This window comes from Rhodococcus sp. 05-2255-1e, from assembly GCF_002259025.1.
Taxonomy (GTDB): domain Bacteria; phylum Actinomycetota; class Actinomycetes; order Mycobacteriales; family Mycobacteriaceae; genus Rhodococcoides; species Rhodococcoides fascians.
This window is the reverse complement of record NZ_NOZE01000033.1, coordinates 34028-50465: the sequence shown is the minus strand read 5'-3', so window position 1 is coordinate 50465 and position 16438 is coordinate 34028. Positions and strand designations below refer to the sequence as shown.

The window sequence follows — 16438 nt, the reverse complement described above, 5'->3', positions numbered from 1 at the left end:
TGGTGAGTTATGAGCCAGGTCACGGCCTCGGCGTCACTGCACGTACCGCACCACAGCCTTAGGAGTCACCCCATGACAGCGTCGACGACACAGTCCACCGACCTCACCGGTCGGATGATCATCGCCGGCGTTCCGGTTTTCGGTGCCGGGACGCAGATTCACGGAATCGATCCCGGTACCGGAGAGAATCTCGAACCCGCCTACGGCCACGGCGACGACTCGGATGTCGAGCGGGCCTGTGCCGCAGCGGCCGACGCCTTCGCCGACTACCGCGCCACCTCGTCGGACACTCGCGCACGGTTTCTCGAGACCATCGCCGACAACATCGCGGCCCTGGGCGACACGCTCATCGAGCGCACTGTCGCCGAGTCCGGTCTGCCGCTGGCACGCATCACCGGCGAGGTCGGCCGCACCACCGGTCAACTCCGTCTTTTCGCTTCGGTTCTGCGCGAGGGCAGTTGGAACGGAGCCCGCATCGATCCGGCCCAGCCCGAGCGCAGCCCGCTGCCGCGCGCAGACATCCGCCAGCGTCAGATCCCCCTCGGGCCGGTTGCCGTGTTCGGTGCCAGCAACTTTCCCCTCGCCTTCTCCGTCGCCGGTGGCGACACCGCTTCTGCCCTCGCTGCCGGCTGCCCGGTGGTCGTCAAGGCGCACGACGCTCACCCGGGAACCTCCGAATTGGTCGCCCGCGCCATCACCGACGCGATTGTCTCCACCGGAATGCCCTCCGGCACATTCTCGTTGCTGTTCGGCTCCGGCCGCGGACTCGGCACCGCTCTGGTCACCGACCCCCGCATCAAGGCCGTCGGATTCACCGGATCACGTTCGGGTGGAACAGCTCTCGTCGCCGCAGCGGCGGGTCGTCGTGAGCCCATCCCGGTGTACGCCGAGATGAGTTCCATCAATCCGGTGTTCGTCATGGACGGTGCACTCGCCACCCGTGGAGCCGAATTGGGCTGCGCGTTCGTCGCATCGCTGACGATGGGCTCGGGTCAGTTCTGCACCAACCCCGGTCTGGTCATTGCCGTCGACGGCCCGGGCTTGCAGTCGTTCATCGACGCCGCTGCCGCCGCAGTGCAAGAATCCGCTCCCTCCACGATGCTGACGCCGAACATCGCCTCGAGCTACGCCGAGGGTGTGCGAACACTGTCCGACGCGGTGACGGTGGTAGCGCGGGGATCCGACACCGACGCCCCGAATGCCTGCCGCGCAGCGCTGTTCGACACCGATGCGGCCACGTTCCTCACCTCGGAGGCAGCGCAGGCCGAGGTGTTCGGCGCGTCGAGCCTCGTCGTGCGCTGTGCAGATGCTCAGCAGGTTCGGCGGGTGGCGGCACAGCTGGAAGGTCAGCTCACCGCCACCATTCATGCCGACGAATCCGATCATTCCGAGGCCGGAAAGCTGCTCTCGGTGCTCGAACTCAAGGCCGGCCGGATCCTGTTCGACGGATGGCCCACCGGAGTCGAGGTCGGCCATGCCATGGTGCACGGCGGGCCGTTCCCCGCGACCTCGGACTCCCGCACCACGTCGGTCGGATCGCTCGCGATCGAACGCTTCCTGCGCCCGGTCGCGTACCAGGACGTACCGAAATCGTTGTTGCCCAACGCCATCGCGGACGGAAACCCGGACGGCATCTTCCGCCGCATCGACGGCCAGCTCACCCAAGACTGACACACCCCACCTAGTTCTCGAGGAGACCCCCATGCTCGACGGAGTTCTGTTCTTCCCCGTCACCCCGTTCACCGCATCCGGTGAGGTCGATTACGACCTCCTGGCCGCTCACATCACGAAGGGTGTCGATGCGGGACCCGGTGGAGTGTTCATCGCCTGCGGCACCGGCGAATTCCACGCCCTCGAACTCGAGGAGTTCGGCAAGATCGTCCGCACCGCAGTCGACAGCGTCGCAGGCCGCGTTCCTGTCTACGCCGGTGCAGGCGGATCCGTCGCTCAGGCAAAGGCATTCGCACACGCGGCGAAGGCCAACGGAGCCGACGGCATCCTGTTGCTGCCGCCGTACCTGGTGACGATGCCGCAAGCCGGTCTCGTCAATTACACCAAGGCCATTGCCGCCGCATCGGATCTGCCGCTGATCGTCTACAACCGAGGCAACGCTCGCTTCACCGAGGAGTCCGCCGTCGAGGTTGCGCAGCTTCCCACCGTCGTCGGATTCAAGGACGGCACCGGCGATCTCGATCAGGTCGGCCGCATCGTCCGCGCGGTACTGGACGCTCTGGAGCCGTCGGGCAAGCCCTTCCAGTTCTTCAACGGACTACCCACCGCCGAGGTCTCCCAGCAGGCGTACCGAGCGATCGGTGTCACGCTGTATTCCTCCGCGACATTCGCGTTCGCACCCGAACTGGCACTGGCGTTCTACCGCTCTCTCGACAGCGGAAACGAAAAGCTCACTGCCGCACTGCTCCGCGAGTTCTTCCACCCGCTCGTGCGCTTGCGCGACAAGGTTCCCGGCTACGCCGTCTCTCTCATCAAGGCCGGCGTGACGATGGAGGGCATCGAAGCAGGGCCGGTTCGCCCACCCCTGGTGGACATCAGCGCACCGCACCTCGAGGAACTCACCGCAATCGTTGCCGCCGGCCGGGCCGTGCTGGCAGACGAGCTCGCGGTGCACTGATGCAAGAACCGGTACTGATCACCGGCGCTCGAATCACACCGATCGCTTTCGTCGATCCTCCGTTGCTCAACACCGTCGGCGTGCATCAGCCGTATGCGCTCCGCGCGATCATTCAGCTGGACACCGACGCCGGTGTCGTCGGACTCGGTGAAACGTACGCCGACACTGCTCATCTGGCTCGACTGGAAGCGGCCTCCACCGCCATCTCCGGTCTGGACGTGTTCGCGCTCAACGAGATCCGAGATGCCATCGATGCCGTCCTGGGAACCCTGTCGATCACAGGCGGCGACGGCGTCGCAGGCATGATCACCACAGCCAGCACCACCGATCGGGTGTTCTCCCCCTTCGAGATCGCGTGCCTGGACGTGCAGGGCAAGGTCCTGGGTCGACCGGTGTCCGACCTGCTCGGCGGCAAGGTTCGGGACTCCGTTCCGTTCAGTGCGTATCTGTTCTACAAGTGGGCAGCTCATCCCGGCCAGGAGCCCGACGAATGGGGCGAGGCGATCGATCCGGACGGATTGGTTCGTCAGGCCCGAAAGATGATCGACGAGTACGGCTTCGGGGCAATCAAGGTCAAGGGCGGCGTCTTTGCGCCCGACGAGGAGATCGCCGGAATCAAGGCGCTCCGGCAGGCGTTCCCGGAGCTACCGTTGCGGTTGGATCCCAACGCCGCCTGGACTGTCGACACATCCATCCGGGTAGCCGCCGAACTCGACGGCATCGTCGAATATCTCGAAGATCCCACACCCGGGCTCGACGGGATGGCCGAGGTTGCGCGCGAAGCCAAGATGCCGCTGGCGACGAACATGTGTGTCGTTGCCTTCGATCACCTGAAGCCTGCCGTGGTGAAGGATTCGGTGCAGGTGGTGTTGTCAGACCATCACTATTGGGGTGGACTGCAGCGATCGAGGTTGCTCGCCGGAATCTGCGAGACGTTCGAGATGGGACTGTCGATGCACTCGAACAGCCACCTCGGGATCAGTCTGGCCGCCATGGTTCATCTCGCAGCGGCGACACCGAACTTGACCTATGCCTGCGACACGCATTGGCCCTGGAAGAACGAGGATGTCGTCGTGCCGGGCGTGTTGAACTTCGTCGACGGCGCAGTGGCCGTTCCCACCGGACCCGGTCTGGGCATCGAGATCGACGAGGACGCGCTCGCGGCGCTGCATCAGCAGTACCTCGACTGCGGAATTCGTGACCGCGACGACACCGGATACATGCAGAGCATCGATCCGAGCTTCGAGAACACCTGCCCGCGCTGGTAGGGCTAGGCTCGCTCCGGGTCGTGGGGATCCGTGCGAGAGGTTTGTCGTGTGAACACCGGTTGGCAGTATTCCCCCACGCCGGTCGCGCGAACGTCCGGGGTCAACTGTCTCGTCAGTGGGCTGGTGGGTGTCGTGACCGTCGTCGGGGCTTCGCCTCGGGCGGCGACTGTGCTGCTCGTCCTGGCGGTGGCCTGGTGCGCGCTGGGGATCTACATGGTCGCGGCGGCACCGGTGCTGTCTCGTCGCCTCTACCTGGCGATGCACCTGTCCGGTCTGACGAGCATCGCCCTGTTCTGCACCGCGGCGGGCGGGGCGATCCCGGCCATGTCCGGTATCTTCCTCCAGCTACTTCTGGTGACGCCGGCTTTCATCGTGCTGCCCAACCGCATCGCCTGGCGGACGACGGTTCTCAATGCCGTGTACGTCGCATACTTGGGTGCCGTCGTCGGTGGTATTCATCCCGTCCTGGTGATCAACGCCCAACTGGTGCTCGTCGCCGTCGCGATCTCCGCGGCCTGGGTCCAGAGCGTGGCTTCGACCTCCGAAATCGACCATCTCACCCAGCTCGCGAACCGACGACGCCTCACCCGCGAGTTGGACGCTCGGCCGGGCACAGTGGGAAGCGGGAAGATCGATGCCATCGCGGTGGTGGACATCGACTACTTCAAGGTGATCAACGACGACCGCGGTCATGCGGCCGGTGATCATGCCCTCCAGACGGTCTCCTCCGCGTTGCGCAACTGCCTGCCCCCGCAGTATCTGCTCAGTCGCTCGGGCGGCGACGAATTCACGGTGTTGTGCACAACGGGCACATCCATGGAACTGAGTGACGCCGTCGACCGCGTCCGGAGGGAGCTGCCAGCGGACCTGACGATCTCGGTGGGCGTAGCGGGCCGGCAGGGCAGCGAATCGGCGCGCACCACCCTCGAGCGCGCCGACCGCGCACTCTACGAGTCGAAGAATCAGGGCCGAAATCGCACCACCATCCACGACTGAGGCGGTCGCACCGCATCGAACATCGCCTGCCCGGTCCCGATGCAGACAGGTCCGAGGACGTGGTTACTCCGACGTCACCGTGTACATCCACAGGGGTGGTCACATCGATCCGTGCGAGCAGCCGTTGTTTCCGATCTTCGTCGAAGATCAGCTCGAGTTCCTGAAGAGGACTGTGCCGATGCGCTAACTCTTTCGATCTTCGGGTTCTGTGTTCGTCAGCGGCGCGACGATATTGGCGAGCATGGTCGCGATCGTGGCGACGACGATGCGTCGTTCTGCGGCGTAGCCGCTCTGGTACCAGGTCATGGCGGTGTGGCTGATGGCGCCGATGGCAGCGGTGGCGAGCAGGTCCACGTCGAGCTCCGGGCCCGACGGCACATCACCGGCGAACGTGCGGAGGTAGCCGAGCAGCAGGGTGCCGAATTGCTGCATCACCGTCAGATACGTCTGCTCGACGCGAGGACTGACGCCGAGCACCTCCATCCACACCACGCGGGCGAGGTGCGGGTCCTCGATGACCCGGAAGAACGGTTCGAGCAACTGCTCGGTGACGGCCCTCAGGTCAGCGTCCCGATCCACCTGCACAATCGCGTCGGACACCGAATTCGTCAGGTCTGCAATGCATTCCGCGTAGACGGCGAGCAGAAGATCCTCGGTCTTGTCGAAGTATTGATAGAAGTGCCGGTCAGCGATCTTGGCTTCGCGGCACAGTCCACGGACGGTTGCGGCGCGGTACCCGACGCTGCCGAACACCCGCAGTCCCGCGTCCAGCAGCTGTCGCCGCCTGCGATCGTCGCGGTCGGCCGCGCTTTCACCGCCGTAGGCGCGGCCGGCCGCTTCGGACACGGTGCTCATGACCGCCGGGCATCCAGTTCGGCAGTCAGACGGATCAATTCGGCGTCCCGCTCCATCGCGGCGTCCATGATCGGGTTGACGATGCCGCGCAATATCGAGATCGGGATCCAGCGACCGGGCACGGCGATGCGCGCCGCCCGGCGTCCGATGCCTCGTACGGCCACGCGGGCAAGCTTGTCCGGTGTGATCGGGCGGAGCAGTGGCGAGGGAAAGGCGCGGGCAGTCATCGCCGTCGCGACGGTGTCGCCGCCGAACGCAACGTCGGCGATCGGCGTCGCCACCCACCCCGGATACAGCACGCCCGCTGTCGCTTTCGTGCCCGCGAGTTCCGCACGCAGAGCACGACCGAGTTGTTCCACCGCCGCCTTCGATGCCGCGTACGGTGCGTTCGCCAGACCGTTGAGGTAGGCGTACGTCGAGGAGGTGAGCAGCACATAGCCCCCGGACTCGACGATGTGCGGCAGCGCCGCTCGCACCGTGTTCCACACACCGACGAGATTGACCCCGATGACTCTCTCGAAAACACCATCGTCGACGGAACGGATCGTCGATGCCTGTGCACCGCTGGAGATTCCGGCGTTGGCCATCACGATGTCGAGCGAGCCGAAGGTGTCGATCGCGGTGGCGACCGCCGCGTCGAGTTGCTCTCGCACGGTGACGTCGGCATGGGCGATCGCTACGCGCTGGTTGCCCAGCTTCGCAGCAACCGATTCGAGATCGGTCGACTCCATGTCGACCAGAACGATCGAGGCACCGCGCCGATGCAGTGCTGCCGCCACAGCAGAGCCGATACCGCCTGCCGCCCCGGTGATCAGCGCTACCTGGCCCGAATGATTCTTCATGCCGATACCTCGCCCTTCGTCGTCACGTCGGTGGACGACCGATGGATGTGATGGGCTTCCGGCCGAAAGCGCTTGGCCCACCGTCGGAACGTGAAGCTGAAGCCGGGGAACATTGCGACGACATGCCCGGATTTCGACTGGTACCAGCTGTGGCAGCCGCCGTCCTTCCAGACGGTGCCGTCCATCTCGCGGTGAATCGTGTCGGTGTACTCCTGCTCGGCGGCGGCAGTGACCTCGATGGCGGTTGCACCCGCGTGCTGAACTGCGTCGACGGCTCGCACGATGTACTCCATCTGCGCCTCGATGAGGAAGATGGCGGAGGTGTGCCCGATTCCGGTGTTCGGTCCGGTGACCACGAACAGGTTGGGGAAACCGGGAATCGTGGTGCCGAGGTAGGCGCGGGGATAGGGATCCCAGACCTCGGACAGCGCCCGGCCGTCCCGCCCGATCACCGGATACGAGATGACCCCGTCGGTGGCGTCGTATCCGGTCGACCACACCAGCAGGTCGACGTCGACGTGTTCCCCCGAGGTGGTCACGATCCCGGTTTCGGTGATCTCGGCGATACCGTCGTTCTTGTCGTGCAGGGTCACGTTCGGCTGCCCCAGTGCGGGATACAGCGTGTTGGACAGCAGCACCCGCTTGCACCCGATGGTGTAGTCGGGGGTAACTTTCGCCCGAAGCTGGGAGTCCGGAACCTGAGACTCGATGTGCGCGAGGGCAGTTCGCTGGGCAACGGCCTTCAGCATCCGCCGCGAGTACTTGAATCCGATGATGCGGGTCTCGAGACTCCAGTAGATGCCGGCTCGCACCAGCCGTCGAATGGGCTCGAATCGCAGCAACTTTCGTTGCAGCGGCGTGAATTCGCGATCGTGCCGCGGCATCACCCAGTGTGGCGTGCGCTGGAAGACGTGCAACGCCTCGACGTCGGGCTGGATCGCGGGGATCACCTGTGCGGCGCTGGCACCGCTACCGACGATGGCTACCCGTTTTCCGGCGTGATCGTAGGAGGTGTCCCAGTCGTTGGTGTGGAACTGCTTGCCGCGGAACGCCTCTCGGCCCGAGAATGGTGGGATCACCGGGGTGCTGAGCGGCCCGGACGCATTGACGACGAACTTCGCTGCGTAATCACCGCGCGATGTGGTGATCAGCCAGTGATCGGCGACCCATTGGATCTTCTGAACGTCGGTGTCGGCATGTGTGCGTTGCGGCAGCCCGTTGGACTCGAGCACGTGCTGGGTGTAGCGCTCGAGTTCCTCCCGCTCGGCGAACATGCGCGACCACTCGAACGGCTCGGAGGCAATGGAGTACAGGGGACTCTGCACGTCGACTGCCGCGCCCGGGTAGCGATTCTGCTTCCAGGTCCCACCGAGAAAGGGCCTTCGCTCGAGAATGACGAGGTCGTCGATACCGCGGTCGAGCAGGGCTTTGGCGGCGCATTGACCTCCGAAGCCGCTACCGATGATCACCACGGTGTGAATACGCATATCGACGAACCCCTCCAGCACAAGACGCAATCCGATGTTGCGTGTCATCACATTAAAGTGATGACGCTCGATTCCGCAATGGTCCTTTGTATCGAGGTGCCCCCACCGGTGAACGCGCGCCGACAAGCCGGCGTGCCGATTGCGAACTACCGGCCGGGCAGGACGTCGCCCGTATCAGGCCGGCCCGATGGTAGCTGCGACCACTCGTTCGTCGCTTCGATCCACCGGCCCTCCGCGCGTGGACGCATCGAAGTCGACGACGCGCGGAAACGCCGAGCTCTGTCCGTGTCCGAGTCCCGGATCATGGCCGGTCAGCACGACGTCGGAGTTGGCGACGATGCGGTGGATCGAATCCATTGCGGCGACGACGTCCGTGACGATCCCGGGTGGCGTATTGAGTCTGATGTTCTCCGGTGAATTCATTGCGTCGCCGCAGATGGCGGCAACACCCTCGGCAGTGTTGACCAAGATGGTCTGGATGCCCGGGCAATGGCCTGGCGTCTGCATGGACCTGATGCCGGGAGCGATGTCGAAGTACTTGCCCTCGATCAACGTGTAGTGAAACGGCGTGAGGTCTCCGGCAAGCCATCGGCCGGTGTAGATGCTGTCCTGGAGTTCGAAAGGCTCGGCTGCGCTGTCCCATTCGATGCGTGAAACGAAGAATTTTGCGTGCGCGAAGAGCGGGTTGTTGTCGCTGTGGTCGTAATGCAGGTGGGTATTGACGACGATGCCGATGTCCTCCGGCGTGAGGCCGACCGTTCCCAACGATCCGACGATCGTCTCGTCGGCCGCCTGACGACATGGTGCGACGTTGTCGGCGACCCATCCGGGATCGGCGATCCCGGTGTCGACCAGAATATTCGGGATCGACTCGCCCTGAATCAGGTACGCCCACACGGGTACCCAGATGGACTCGCCGAAGCCGTGCATGTACGTCTGCGAGCTTCGGTCCACCTCCAGCCACCCTTGACGCAGAGCAGTGACTCGATAGATCGGAATCGATCCGTTGGACGATGCGGAATGGTTCACCGTGATACTCCCAGTCATGCGCGCAGGCGCGGGGTTCGTGAATTGGCGAGCAACAGCACGAGCAGAATCAATCCGGTCACGATTTGTCGTACCGCGTTGCCCACTCCCACAGTCAACAGGAAAGTGGTCAGCACCTGTAGCGCGATAGCTCCTGCCGCCGTGCGAATCACGTTGCCGTCACCGCCCGACAGCGCTGCACCGCCGATGACGGCGGCCGAAATCGTCAGAATTTGGTAGTCGGCACCGAGTGAGAGATTCGCCGTCCCTGCGTAGCCGAGCAGGAGAATGCCTGCGACGCCGGCAAGTACACCAGCCCCGACGAAGGCAGTGATCACGACGCGCTGGACGGGTATTCCGCTGAGCCGGGCCGCCTCGCGGTTGCTACCGACGAGGAGCAGCTGACGCCCGAACCGGCTGCGGTGGAGAAAGACCGCCAACAGTCCTACCAGGACGACGGCGATCAGCGTGATCGGTCTGATGCCACCGATGCTGGCGGACGAGAGGTTCAACAGCACGGCGGGCACCGATCCGGCGGGCGTACCTCCTTGGGCGATGGCGAAGGTGAGGCCGGAGGCGATGACGAGGGTGCCGAGAGTGACGACCAGCGCGGGCAGTCGGAACACGGTGACGATCGTTCCGTTCACGAGGCCGAACAGGGCGCCGACCACGACGACGACCACCAGTGCAACCGGCATCATGGACGGCCCACCTGCCATGGCCATGTATGCGAGCACGGCCGTCAACGACATCACCGCACCGATGGACAGGTCGATTCCGAAGTCACCGGCGATGATGACCAGAGTCTGCCCCGCGGCCGCGATCGCCAGAATGGCGGCGACCGCCAAGATGTCGTTGAGGTTCTGCCACGTCGCGTAGCCCGGTGACAGCACGCCACCCAAGACGAACAGGATCACTGCGGTGGCGACCGCGGGAATCCAGGTGGCCCGCCGGATGCGTGCCCGCAGTCCTGGCCCCGTAACGATCCGCTCGGTCGATGGTGTGACGGTCATGATCGTGCCTTTCTGGCCCGGGCAGCGCGGGTGGTCGCCGCGAGTGCAACGACGATGATCACTCCCGACGCAAGTTGCTGGAAGTAGGTGGGGACATTCAGCGCATCGATGAGAACACCGACCAGGCCCAGAGCTGCGGCTCCCAACAGCGGACCGACGGGGTCGAGAAGGCCTCCTCGAAGTGCCGCACCGCCGAGCACGGCTCCCGCAACAGCGTTGAGGGTGAACGTGACTCCGATGGTGGGGTCTGCGGACGCAACGGACAGCGTGAACAGCACGCCGGCAACACCTGCGAGCACCCCAGCTGTGGTGAAAGCCAGAACCGTCGTGCGTGACACGTCGATCAAGGCCGAATATGCACGGCTACGGTCGCTTCCGACAGCACGCATCTGCACGCCCAGCGGAGACTTGGCCACCACTACCGCCACCGTGACGACGAGGACGACAGCCAACAGCGGCAAGGACAGCAATGCGGGAGCGCCGTAGGCACCGACCGCCGCCGAACTGACGCTTCCGCCGGGTTTGGGGAAGAACCACAGACCGATACCCGTGACAACGAATCCGCTTGCGAGCGTGGCGAGTAGCGGCTGAAGGCGGGCGTAGGCCACGAGGAGCCCGTTGATCAAACCGAACAGCCCGGTCACCGCGACCGCGATCGTTGCTGCCAGTGCGAACGGTAGACCCTGGGAACACAATCCTGGTTCCGAGCATGCGGCAGCCGCACCGCTGGGACCTGCCGTGAAGAGCGAGAAGCCTACCGAGCCGAGCAACACCGTGAGGATGTTCGCCATGCCCATCAGTGGACCGATGGACAGGTCGATGCTCCCGACCGACATCACGAAACCTACCCCGATCGCCAGGCAGATCGATGGCGCAAAGATCGCCAGAAACCCCGAAAGTGATGGTGCACTGACGAATTGCGGTCGTAGCACCGTACAGACGAGCAACATGGCCACGAACAGAACGAGGACGGGAAGACCCGGCCACCGGCGCACCTGCTGCAGACGGGTGGACGACCCGTCCGAGGTGTCGTCCGCCGGTCGCGACCGGGGTGAATCGAGCGTGGTCATCGTGCCGCCTTTCTGGCGCTGTGGGTCAGTCCGCTGCGAACCGATGCATCGGATATCTTCTGCTCCGTGACGTCCGCTCCGTACAGTTCGACGACTCGTTCGCCGCGGTAGACGACGATCACGCGATCGCACACCTCGGCAAGTTCGTGGTCGTCGCTCGACGTCATCAGCACCGCCGACCCGGAATCGGCTATCTCCCGGACCAAACGGTGAATCTCGCGGCGGGCCCCGATATCGATTCCGCGGGTGGGATCGTCGGCGACGAGGACCGAGGGGGTCGAACCCAACCAGCGACCGAGGATCACCTTCTGCTGCTGTCCACCGGACAGGCCCCCCATCGCGGCTCTGCGGTGTGTCGAGGGGAGTTGCAGGCGTCCGAGCATCGCACCGACATCGAACTGCATTCTGCGCGACAGCGAGACCGACCGCGCATTCTCGTCCACGGTCCGCACGCCGAACGACATCTCCCGGTCGCGCTCGCCCGAGACGAATCCGACTCCGCTGGAGACGAAATCGCGCACCTGTCCCAGTTGCAGTACTCGCCCGTCGACGGTGACCGTGCCCTCTGCCGCTGTGGTGCCTGCGAGCGCTCGCAGCAATTCTCCTTGCCCCTGACCGCTCAGTCCTGCAATACCTGTCACCGTCTTTGCCTTCAGGGTCAGCGAAATCGGCCCGGCTGCACCGGCAACGAGTACCTGCTCGGCCACCAGTACCGGATCCCCGGCCTTCTCCGCGGCTCGAACGACACGGCGACGGTCGTCCGCGACCTGCTCTTCACCGGTCATGGACGTAACGAGGTCCTCGATGCTCAGATCGGAGAGTGAGCCGTCGAGCACGACACGACCGTTTCTGAGCACTGTCGCGCTGGTGCAGAAACGCTCGATCTCCTCGAGTCGATGCGAGACGAACAGCACTGCGCTGCCGCCTGCGGCGATATCTGCAATGACCTCGCCCACGAGATCGACTCGCTCGGCGCGCAACGAGGCGGTGAGCTCGTCGAGAACCACATACTTCGGCCGGGCTGCGAGAACTCGCGCCAGTTCGACCAACGATCGTTGTTCGAGATCGAGATCGCGAACGTAGGACCCGAGAACAGCTGCCGACAGGCCGACGCGATCGAGTGCCGAGCTCATGGCGTCTCGCTCGCGTGACGGGGCGGACAGTAGTTTCAGTCGCGTGGGCATGCGGCGGACGCACAGGTTCTCGGCGACGGTGAGATCACCGGCGAGCGACACTTCCTGATAGGTAGCCGCGATGCCGAGCCGAGCGGCTGTGCTGGGCCCCGATATATCGACCTTCTCGCCGTCGATCTCGATCGTTCCGGTGTCCGCGGCGGTGACACCGGTGATCACCTTGGTGAGCGTGCTCTTGCCGGATCCGTTGCCGCCCAGAAGCGCTCGCACCTCACCCGGTTGCAGCGTGAGATCTGCGCCCTGGAGTGCCCGGACATGACCGTAGTCCTTGGTGATGTTCTGTACACGCAGTGCCATCAGAAGAACTCCTCGATGCGGTCGACGGGCATGGATGCTTCGAGCGTGTAGTTGTCCGGCTTGCCGTCCACCCGAGCCAGTGCATCATCGAGGCTGATGACTTCGGTTCCCTCCGGCGTCCACGGGCCGGGTTGCCCATCACGCGTGATGGCCAACGACGGTGCGAGCAACACGGCATTGCGCAGATCCTCGCGCTCGGGGTTCGGCGCGAGCATGTTCGATCGAATTGTTCTGCCCTGCAACAGACGAACCGCGAACTCGATCGAATCGGCACCGTTGGTGGGCGAGTACGGCACACCGATGGACACCAGATCGGGCAACGCAGCCCACGAGCGCAAGAACCCGGCGGTGTAATCGCCGGTCATCACTCTCGGTAGATCGCGACCGGATGACTGGAAGGCTCGAATGACGCCCTCCGCCATCACGTCCTGCATCAACACTCCATCTATCTGCGATTGGGTTGCCAGGACGTTCGCCATCGCGGTGCGTGCCTTCGCTGGATCCCAGAAGCCAGGAACCGATGCGATCACCTCGATACCCGGCGCGCCGGCAAGCACCTCTCGAGCTGCCTTCACGCGTTGGACGTCTGCGGTGGAACCCGGCACCCCGGTGACCATGACGATTTTTCCGCGGCCGCCCAACTGCTCGACGAGCCACTGAGTCTGCATCCGCCACCATGTGCTGTTGTCACCGATGACGTTGACTGCGTCCGGCGTCGGAGCAGGATCGTTGGATACCACGACCAGCATGCCTGCGGCCTGCAAGCGCGGAATGACGGCCTGGACCGAACCGGCCGACACCGGATCGATCAGCACGGCGTCCAGATCGGAGCTCAGGAAGTTGTTCAGTTGACTGATCTGCTGCGTGATGTCGGCTGCGCTGTTGACGACGCGCAGTTCCGACAGAATCCCGGACTGTCGGAGCTGCGCACCCTTGTCCTCGATGTTGGCGACGAACTGACCGCGCCACGAGTTTCCGATGACTCCGTTCGCGTAGCCGATGCGAAATCCGCTGGAGCCGACCGTAGTACCCGCAGCCGAGGAGCAGCTCGCCAGCACGCCCATCAGGGCAGCACCCGCGGTGCCGCGCAGAAGAGCGCGTCGAGAGAGAACCGGACCGATGTCCATCTTCGTCCTTCCAGTGATCGCCGACGATTTCCCGGCCATGGTGCCGGTGCTTGGGTCGACCGAGGGAACTGTAGGAACCTGCACGAAAATTAAGCAACGTTAAGTTGTGAGATCGACCACTTGACCCAGTTCGATGCACAGGAGATCACGTATCGCAGGCACAACGTCTGTTCGGACCGAATTCGACAGCCACTCGAGCTGGTACGACGCGGCTGACTCGCACACTTACCGGCAGATCCGAGCTCCATCGCGCTTAACGTTGCTTAATGATTCAGGTCACACTTAACCTCGGATTCCGCCACGAGAGAGGGAAGGAGGTCGAGACAGTGCAGCCGAACGAAGGAAACCACACCACCGAGGGCACCGATGGTGTCGCAGCCACCTCGACCATCCGACCTCGCGTCTCGGCCGCACAGGTGGCCCGAGCTGCTGGTGTCTCGGGCGCGACCGTGTCGTACGTCATGAACGGGCGTGGAGGGGTGTCGGACGAGACCCGCTCACACGTTCTCGACGTCGCGCAGCGCCTGGGTCACACGTCGAGCGTGCGAGCCGCTCAACTACGAGCCCAACGCACTCGCGTCATCGGATTGGTGCTGACCGACATCGCAAATCCCTTCTATGCCGAAATTGCGGCCGGGGCCATCGATGCAGCACGCGCCAAGGGCTACGAAGTCTTCGTCTCCCATACCCAAGAGGATCCGGACACTCTGCGCAGCATCACCGAAGCCATGATCGCCCGCCAGGTCGACGGAGTAGTGCTCACGGTTCTGCATCCGGACGACGGCGATGTGATCCGGTCTCTACGCAGCGCGCACATCCCCTTCGTACAGCTCTCGCGTCGCATCGACAGCATCGCCGGAGACTTCGTCGGTATCGACGACTTCACCGCTGCGACAGAGATGATGGAGCATGTCGTCGGCCACGGTTACACCGATATCGTGACCATCACCGGACCACGCACCTCGAGCGCGTCCGCCGCCCGCGAGGCCGGATTCCGCAGCGTCACCGACCGACGCGGTCTTCGCGGCTCCAGCAGCTCCGGCATCACCACCTACCTCAGTGAAGCAGGCGGAGCGCAGGCCGTGCAGAAACTGCTCGCCGGCAAAGTACTGCCCAGAGCGCTGGTATGCGGAAGCGACGTGATCGCACTGGGAGCTCTCAGTGCGCTGCGTACGAACAACATTCGCGTCCCACACGATGTCGCAGTCACCGGATTCGACGGCCTGTTTCCCGGAGCATCCTCTCTCGTCGAGCTCACCACCGTCCGCCAGCCGCGCCGAGAACTCGCCGAGCAGGCACTCGAACTTCTGGTGCGACGCATCGACGGCGTAGGCGGATCGTTTCAAGCTGTCCTGCGCGCACACGAAATGCGCATCGGAACCACCTGCGGCTGCGTCAGAACGAACGCTGCGATCACTGCACCGACGACCTCCACATCTCACCCCTGAAACCTTTCGCCCACAACATCTCTCACTGACACCACAGCACAGTCCCGAACGGTGGTAACCCCATGCCCGAGAACGCTCACATCCTTCATCGGCCCCAGGGCGGCATCGGTCCGCATCCTTCGACATCCGCCACCGAACCCAACGAAGAGGCATACCCATGAGCATCAGAATCCTGATCGTCGGTGCAGGCGCGATCGGAGGTGTGACCGCCGCACACTTGGCCCGTGCCGGCCACCACGTCACAGTCCTCGATGCCAACGCCGCACACGCGTCGGCGATGCGTGATCCCGGACTGCGGTTCGACGAACTCGGACACGAGTCCCTCGTGAAAATCGATGCGGTATCCAATGTTTCGGAGCTCACCGGAACGTTCGATTTCGCCCTGGTCTTCCTCAAGGCGCTCTACATCGACACCGCCTTGGCCCCCCTCGTCGAACGGAACCTGGTCGACACGTACGTGTCGTTCGGCAACGGGCTCGTCCAGGACACCGTCGAACGACTCGTCGGAAGCGACAGGTTCTTGATCGGGGTCGTCGAATGGGGCGCTACCAATCTCGGCGTCGGACACGTCGCGCAGACGACAGTGGCACCGTTCGTCATCGGGGAGAAGGATGGATCGACCTCGCCCCGCACCGAAACACTGGCGGCGCTCATGGCGGACGCAGCCGAGGTCCGCGTGGTCGACAACATACTCGGGCAAGTATGGGCAAAGCTGTTGCTCAACAGCACTTTTTCCGGTCTGGGAGCGGTCAGTGGGCTCACCTACGCCGAGATCGCGTCGGATCCGAACGGACGCAACGTCGCATTTCGACTGTGGGCCGAAGGATTCGACGTCTCGCACGCTCTAGGGATCGAACTCGACGAAGTCGCTGGAGTGTCACCGACAGCTCTCGTCGTTCGTGACGACGCCGATCGGCCGGCAGCCGACGCGGCGTTGGAAGACCTGATGTCGAAACTGGGGCCGACCAAGGCATCGATGCTCCAAGATCTCGAACGCGGTGCGCTGACCGAAGTCGACGTCATCAACGGTGGCGTCACCACCTCTGCCCGACACGTCTGCGCACAGGCCCCGTTGAACAACCTCATCGTCCAGATCGTGCACGCCTGCGAACGAGGGGAACGCAGACCCGATCGATCCACACTGGCCGAGCTCGCCGGCACCTACAACTCGACATCCTGACCGAATA

General features: G+C 64.2%; 14 protein-coding genes. 6 read left to right on the top strand and 8 right to left on the bottom strand.

Annotated elements, in window-relative coordinates; genetic code table 11:
• The first annotated feature begins 72 nt into the window (after window positions 1-72).
• From CH262_RS19215 to CH262_RS19200, 4 genes are read left to right on the top strand one after another with little or no spacing between them, the layout of a single operon-like run.
• Entirely contained in the window at window positions 73-1671 is a 1599-nt protein-coding gene (locus CH262_RS19215; RefSeq protein WP_094718190.1) for an aldehyde dehydrogenase (NADP(+)), read from the top strand.
• Between the two features lie 31 nt (window positions 1672-1702).
• The gene (locus CH262_RS19210; protein WP_094718189.1) at window positions 1703-2629 is read left to right on the top strand and encodes a 5-dehydro-4-deoxyglucarate dehydratase; all 927 of its coding nucleotides are present in this window, start codon (window positions 1703-1705) and stop codon (window positions 2627-2629) included.
• Window positions 2629-3897 carry a glucarate dehydratase family protein gene (locus CH262_RS19205; RefSeq protein ID WP_048317902.1) on the top strand — a complete coding sequence of 423 codons (1269 nt, stop codon included), beginning with the start codon at window positions 2629-2631 and terminating at the stop codon, window positions 3895-3897. The genes CH262_RS19210 and CH262_RS19205 overlap by 1 nt, the downstream gene beginning before the upstream one ends.
• Before the next feature lie 48 nt (window positions 3898-3945).
• Window positions 3946-4893: a GGDEF domain-containing protein gene (locus tag CH262_RS19200; RefSeq protein WP_094718188.1), complete on the top strand. Its 948-nt coding sequence runs from the start codon at window positions 3946-3948 to the stop codon at window positions 4891-4893.
• A gap of 183 nt (window positions 4894-5076) precedes the next feature.
• On the opposite strand, the gene CH262_RS19195 is transcribed toward CH262_RS19200, so the two are convergent.
• From CH262_RS19195 to CH262_RS19160, 8 genes are all read right to left on the bottom strand, one after another.
• A complete protein-coding gene (locus CH262_RS19195; protein WP_094718187.1) occupies window positions 5077-5748 on the bottom strand; it encodes a TetR/AcrR family transcriptional regulator in 672 nt (223 codons plus the stop codon).
• Window positions 5745-6590: an SDR family NAD(P)-dependent oxidoreductase gene (locus CH262_RS19190; RefSeq protein ID WP_094718186.1), complete on the bottom strand. Its 846-nt coding sequence runs from the start codon at window positions 6588-6590 to the stop codon at window positions 5745-5747. Before CH262_RS19190 ends, CH262_RS19195 begins: the two co-directional genes overlap by 4 nt.
• Window positions 6587-8125, bottom strand: coding sequence for a flavin-containing monooxygenase (locus CH262_RS19185; protein WP_256988877.1), 1539 nt, complete (start codon window positions 8123-8125; stop codon window positions 6587-6589). The genes CH262_RS19190 and CH262_RS19185 overlap by 4 nt, the downstream gene beginning before the upstream one ends.
• 126 nt (window positions 8126-8251) lie before the next feature.
• Window positions 8252-9106 carry an N-acyl homoserine lactonase family protein gene (locus CH262_RS19180; protein WP_179275049.1) on the bottom strand — a complete coding sequence of 285 codons (855 nt, stop codon included), beginning with the start codon at window positions 9104-9106 and terminating at the stop codon, window positions 8252-8254.
• A 14-nt stretch (window positions 9107-9120) separates the two neighbouring features.
• The gene (locus CH262_RS19175) at window positions 9121-10116 is read right to left on the bottom strand and encodes an ABC transporter permease (protein ID WP_052057384.1); all 996 of its coding nucleotides are present in this window, start codon (window positions 10114-10116) and stop codon (window positions 9121-9123) included.
• A complete protein-coding gene (locus CH262_RS19170) occupies window positions 10113-11186 on the bottom strand; it encodes an ABC transporter permease (protein ID WP_094718185.1) in 1074 nt (357 codons plus the stop codon). Before CH262_RS19170 ends, CH262_RS19175 begins: the two co-directional genes overlap by 4 nt.
• Window positions 11183-12676: a sugar ABC transporter ATP-binding protein gene (locus CH262_RS19165; protein WP_094718184.1), complete on the bottom strand. Its 1494-nt coding sequence runs from the start codon at window positions 12674-12676 to the stop codon at window positions 11183-11185. Before CH262_RS19165 ends, CH262_RS19170 begins: the two co-directional genes overlap by 4 nt.
• Complete coding sequence (locus tag CH262_RS19160) at window positions 12676-13803, bottom strand: ABC transporter substrate-binding protein (protein WP_179275048.1); 1128 nt, start codon at window positions 13801-13803, stop codon at window positions 12676-12678. Before CH262_RS19160 ends, CH262_RS19165 begins: the two co-directional genes overlap by 1 nt.
• A gap of 326 nt (window positions 13804-14129) precedes the next feature.
• Here CH262_RS19160 and CH262_RS19155 point away from each other — a divergent pair, with 326 nt between their 5' ends.
• Window positions 14130-15251, top strand: coding sequence for a LacI family DNA-binding transcriptional regulator (locus tag CH262_RS19155; protein WP_256988876.1), 1122 nt, complete (start codon window positions 14130-14132; stop codon window positions 15249-15251).
• Window positions 15252-15408: 157 nt separating this feature from the next.
• Window positions 15409-16431 carry a ketopantoate reductase family protein gene (locus tag CH262_RS19150; protein WP_094695748.1) on the top strand — a complete coding sequence of 341 codons (1023 nt, stop codon included), beginning with the start codon at window positions 15409-15411 and terminating at the stop codon, window positions 16429-16431.
• Window positions 16432-16438 lie beyond the last annotated feature (7 nt).

What these genes read in the sequence shown, in the direction of transcription:
- CH262_RS19190 (WP_094718186.1), bottom strand. Translation starts at nt 6,590, where the DNA reads ATGAAGAATCATTCGGGCCAGGTAGCGCTGATCACCGGGGCGGCAGGC.
- CH262_RS19160 (WP_179275048.1), bottom strand. Translation starts at nt 13,803, where the DNA reads ATGGACATCGGTCCGGTTCTCTCTCGACGCGCTCTTCTGCGCGGCACC.
- CH262_RS19175 (WP_052057384.1), bottom strand. Translation starts at nt 10,116, where the DNA reads ATGACCGTCACACCATCGACCGAGCGGATCGTTACGGGGCCAGGACTG.
- CH262_RS19215 (WP_094718190.1), top strand. Translation starts at nt 73, where the DNA reads ATGACAGCGTCGACGACACAGTCCACCGACCTCACCGGTCGGATGATC.
- CH262_RS19185 (WP_256988877.1), bottom strand. Translation starts at nt 8,125, where the DNA reads ATGACACGCAACATCGGATTGCGTCTTGTGCTGGAGGGGTTCGTCGAT.
- CH262_RS19210 (WP_094718189.1), top strand. Translation starts at nt 1,703, where the DNA reads ATGCTCGACGGAGTTCTGTTCTTCCCCGTCACCCCGTTCACCGCATCC.
- CH262_RS19170 (WP_094718185.1), bottom strand. Translation starts at nt 11,186, where the DNA reads ATGACCACGCTCGATTCACCCCGGTCGCGACCGGCGGACGACACCTCG.
- CH262_RS19205 (WP_048317902.1), top strand. Translation starts at nt 2,629, where the DNA reads ATGCAAGAACCGGTACTGATCACCGGCGCTCGAATCACACCGATCGCT.
- CH262_RS19195 (WP_094718187.1), bottom strand. Translation starts at nt 5,748, where the DNA reads ATGAGCACCGTGTCCGAAGCGGCCGGCCGCGCCTACGGCGGTGAAAGC.
- CH262_RS19165 (WP_094718184.1), bottom strand. Translation starts at nt 12,676, where the DNA reads ATGGCACTGCGTGTACAGAACATCACCAAGGACTACGGTCATGTCCGG.
- CH262_RS19150 (WP_094695748.1), top strand. Translation starts at nt 15,409, where the DNA reads ATGAGCATCAGAATCCTGATCGTCGGTGCAGGCGCGATCGGAGGTGTG.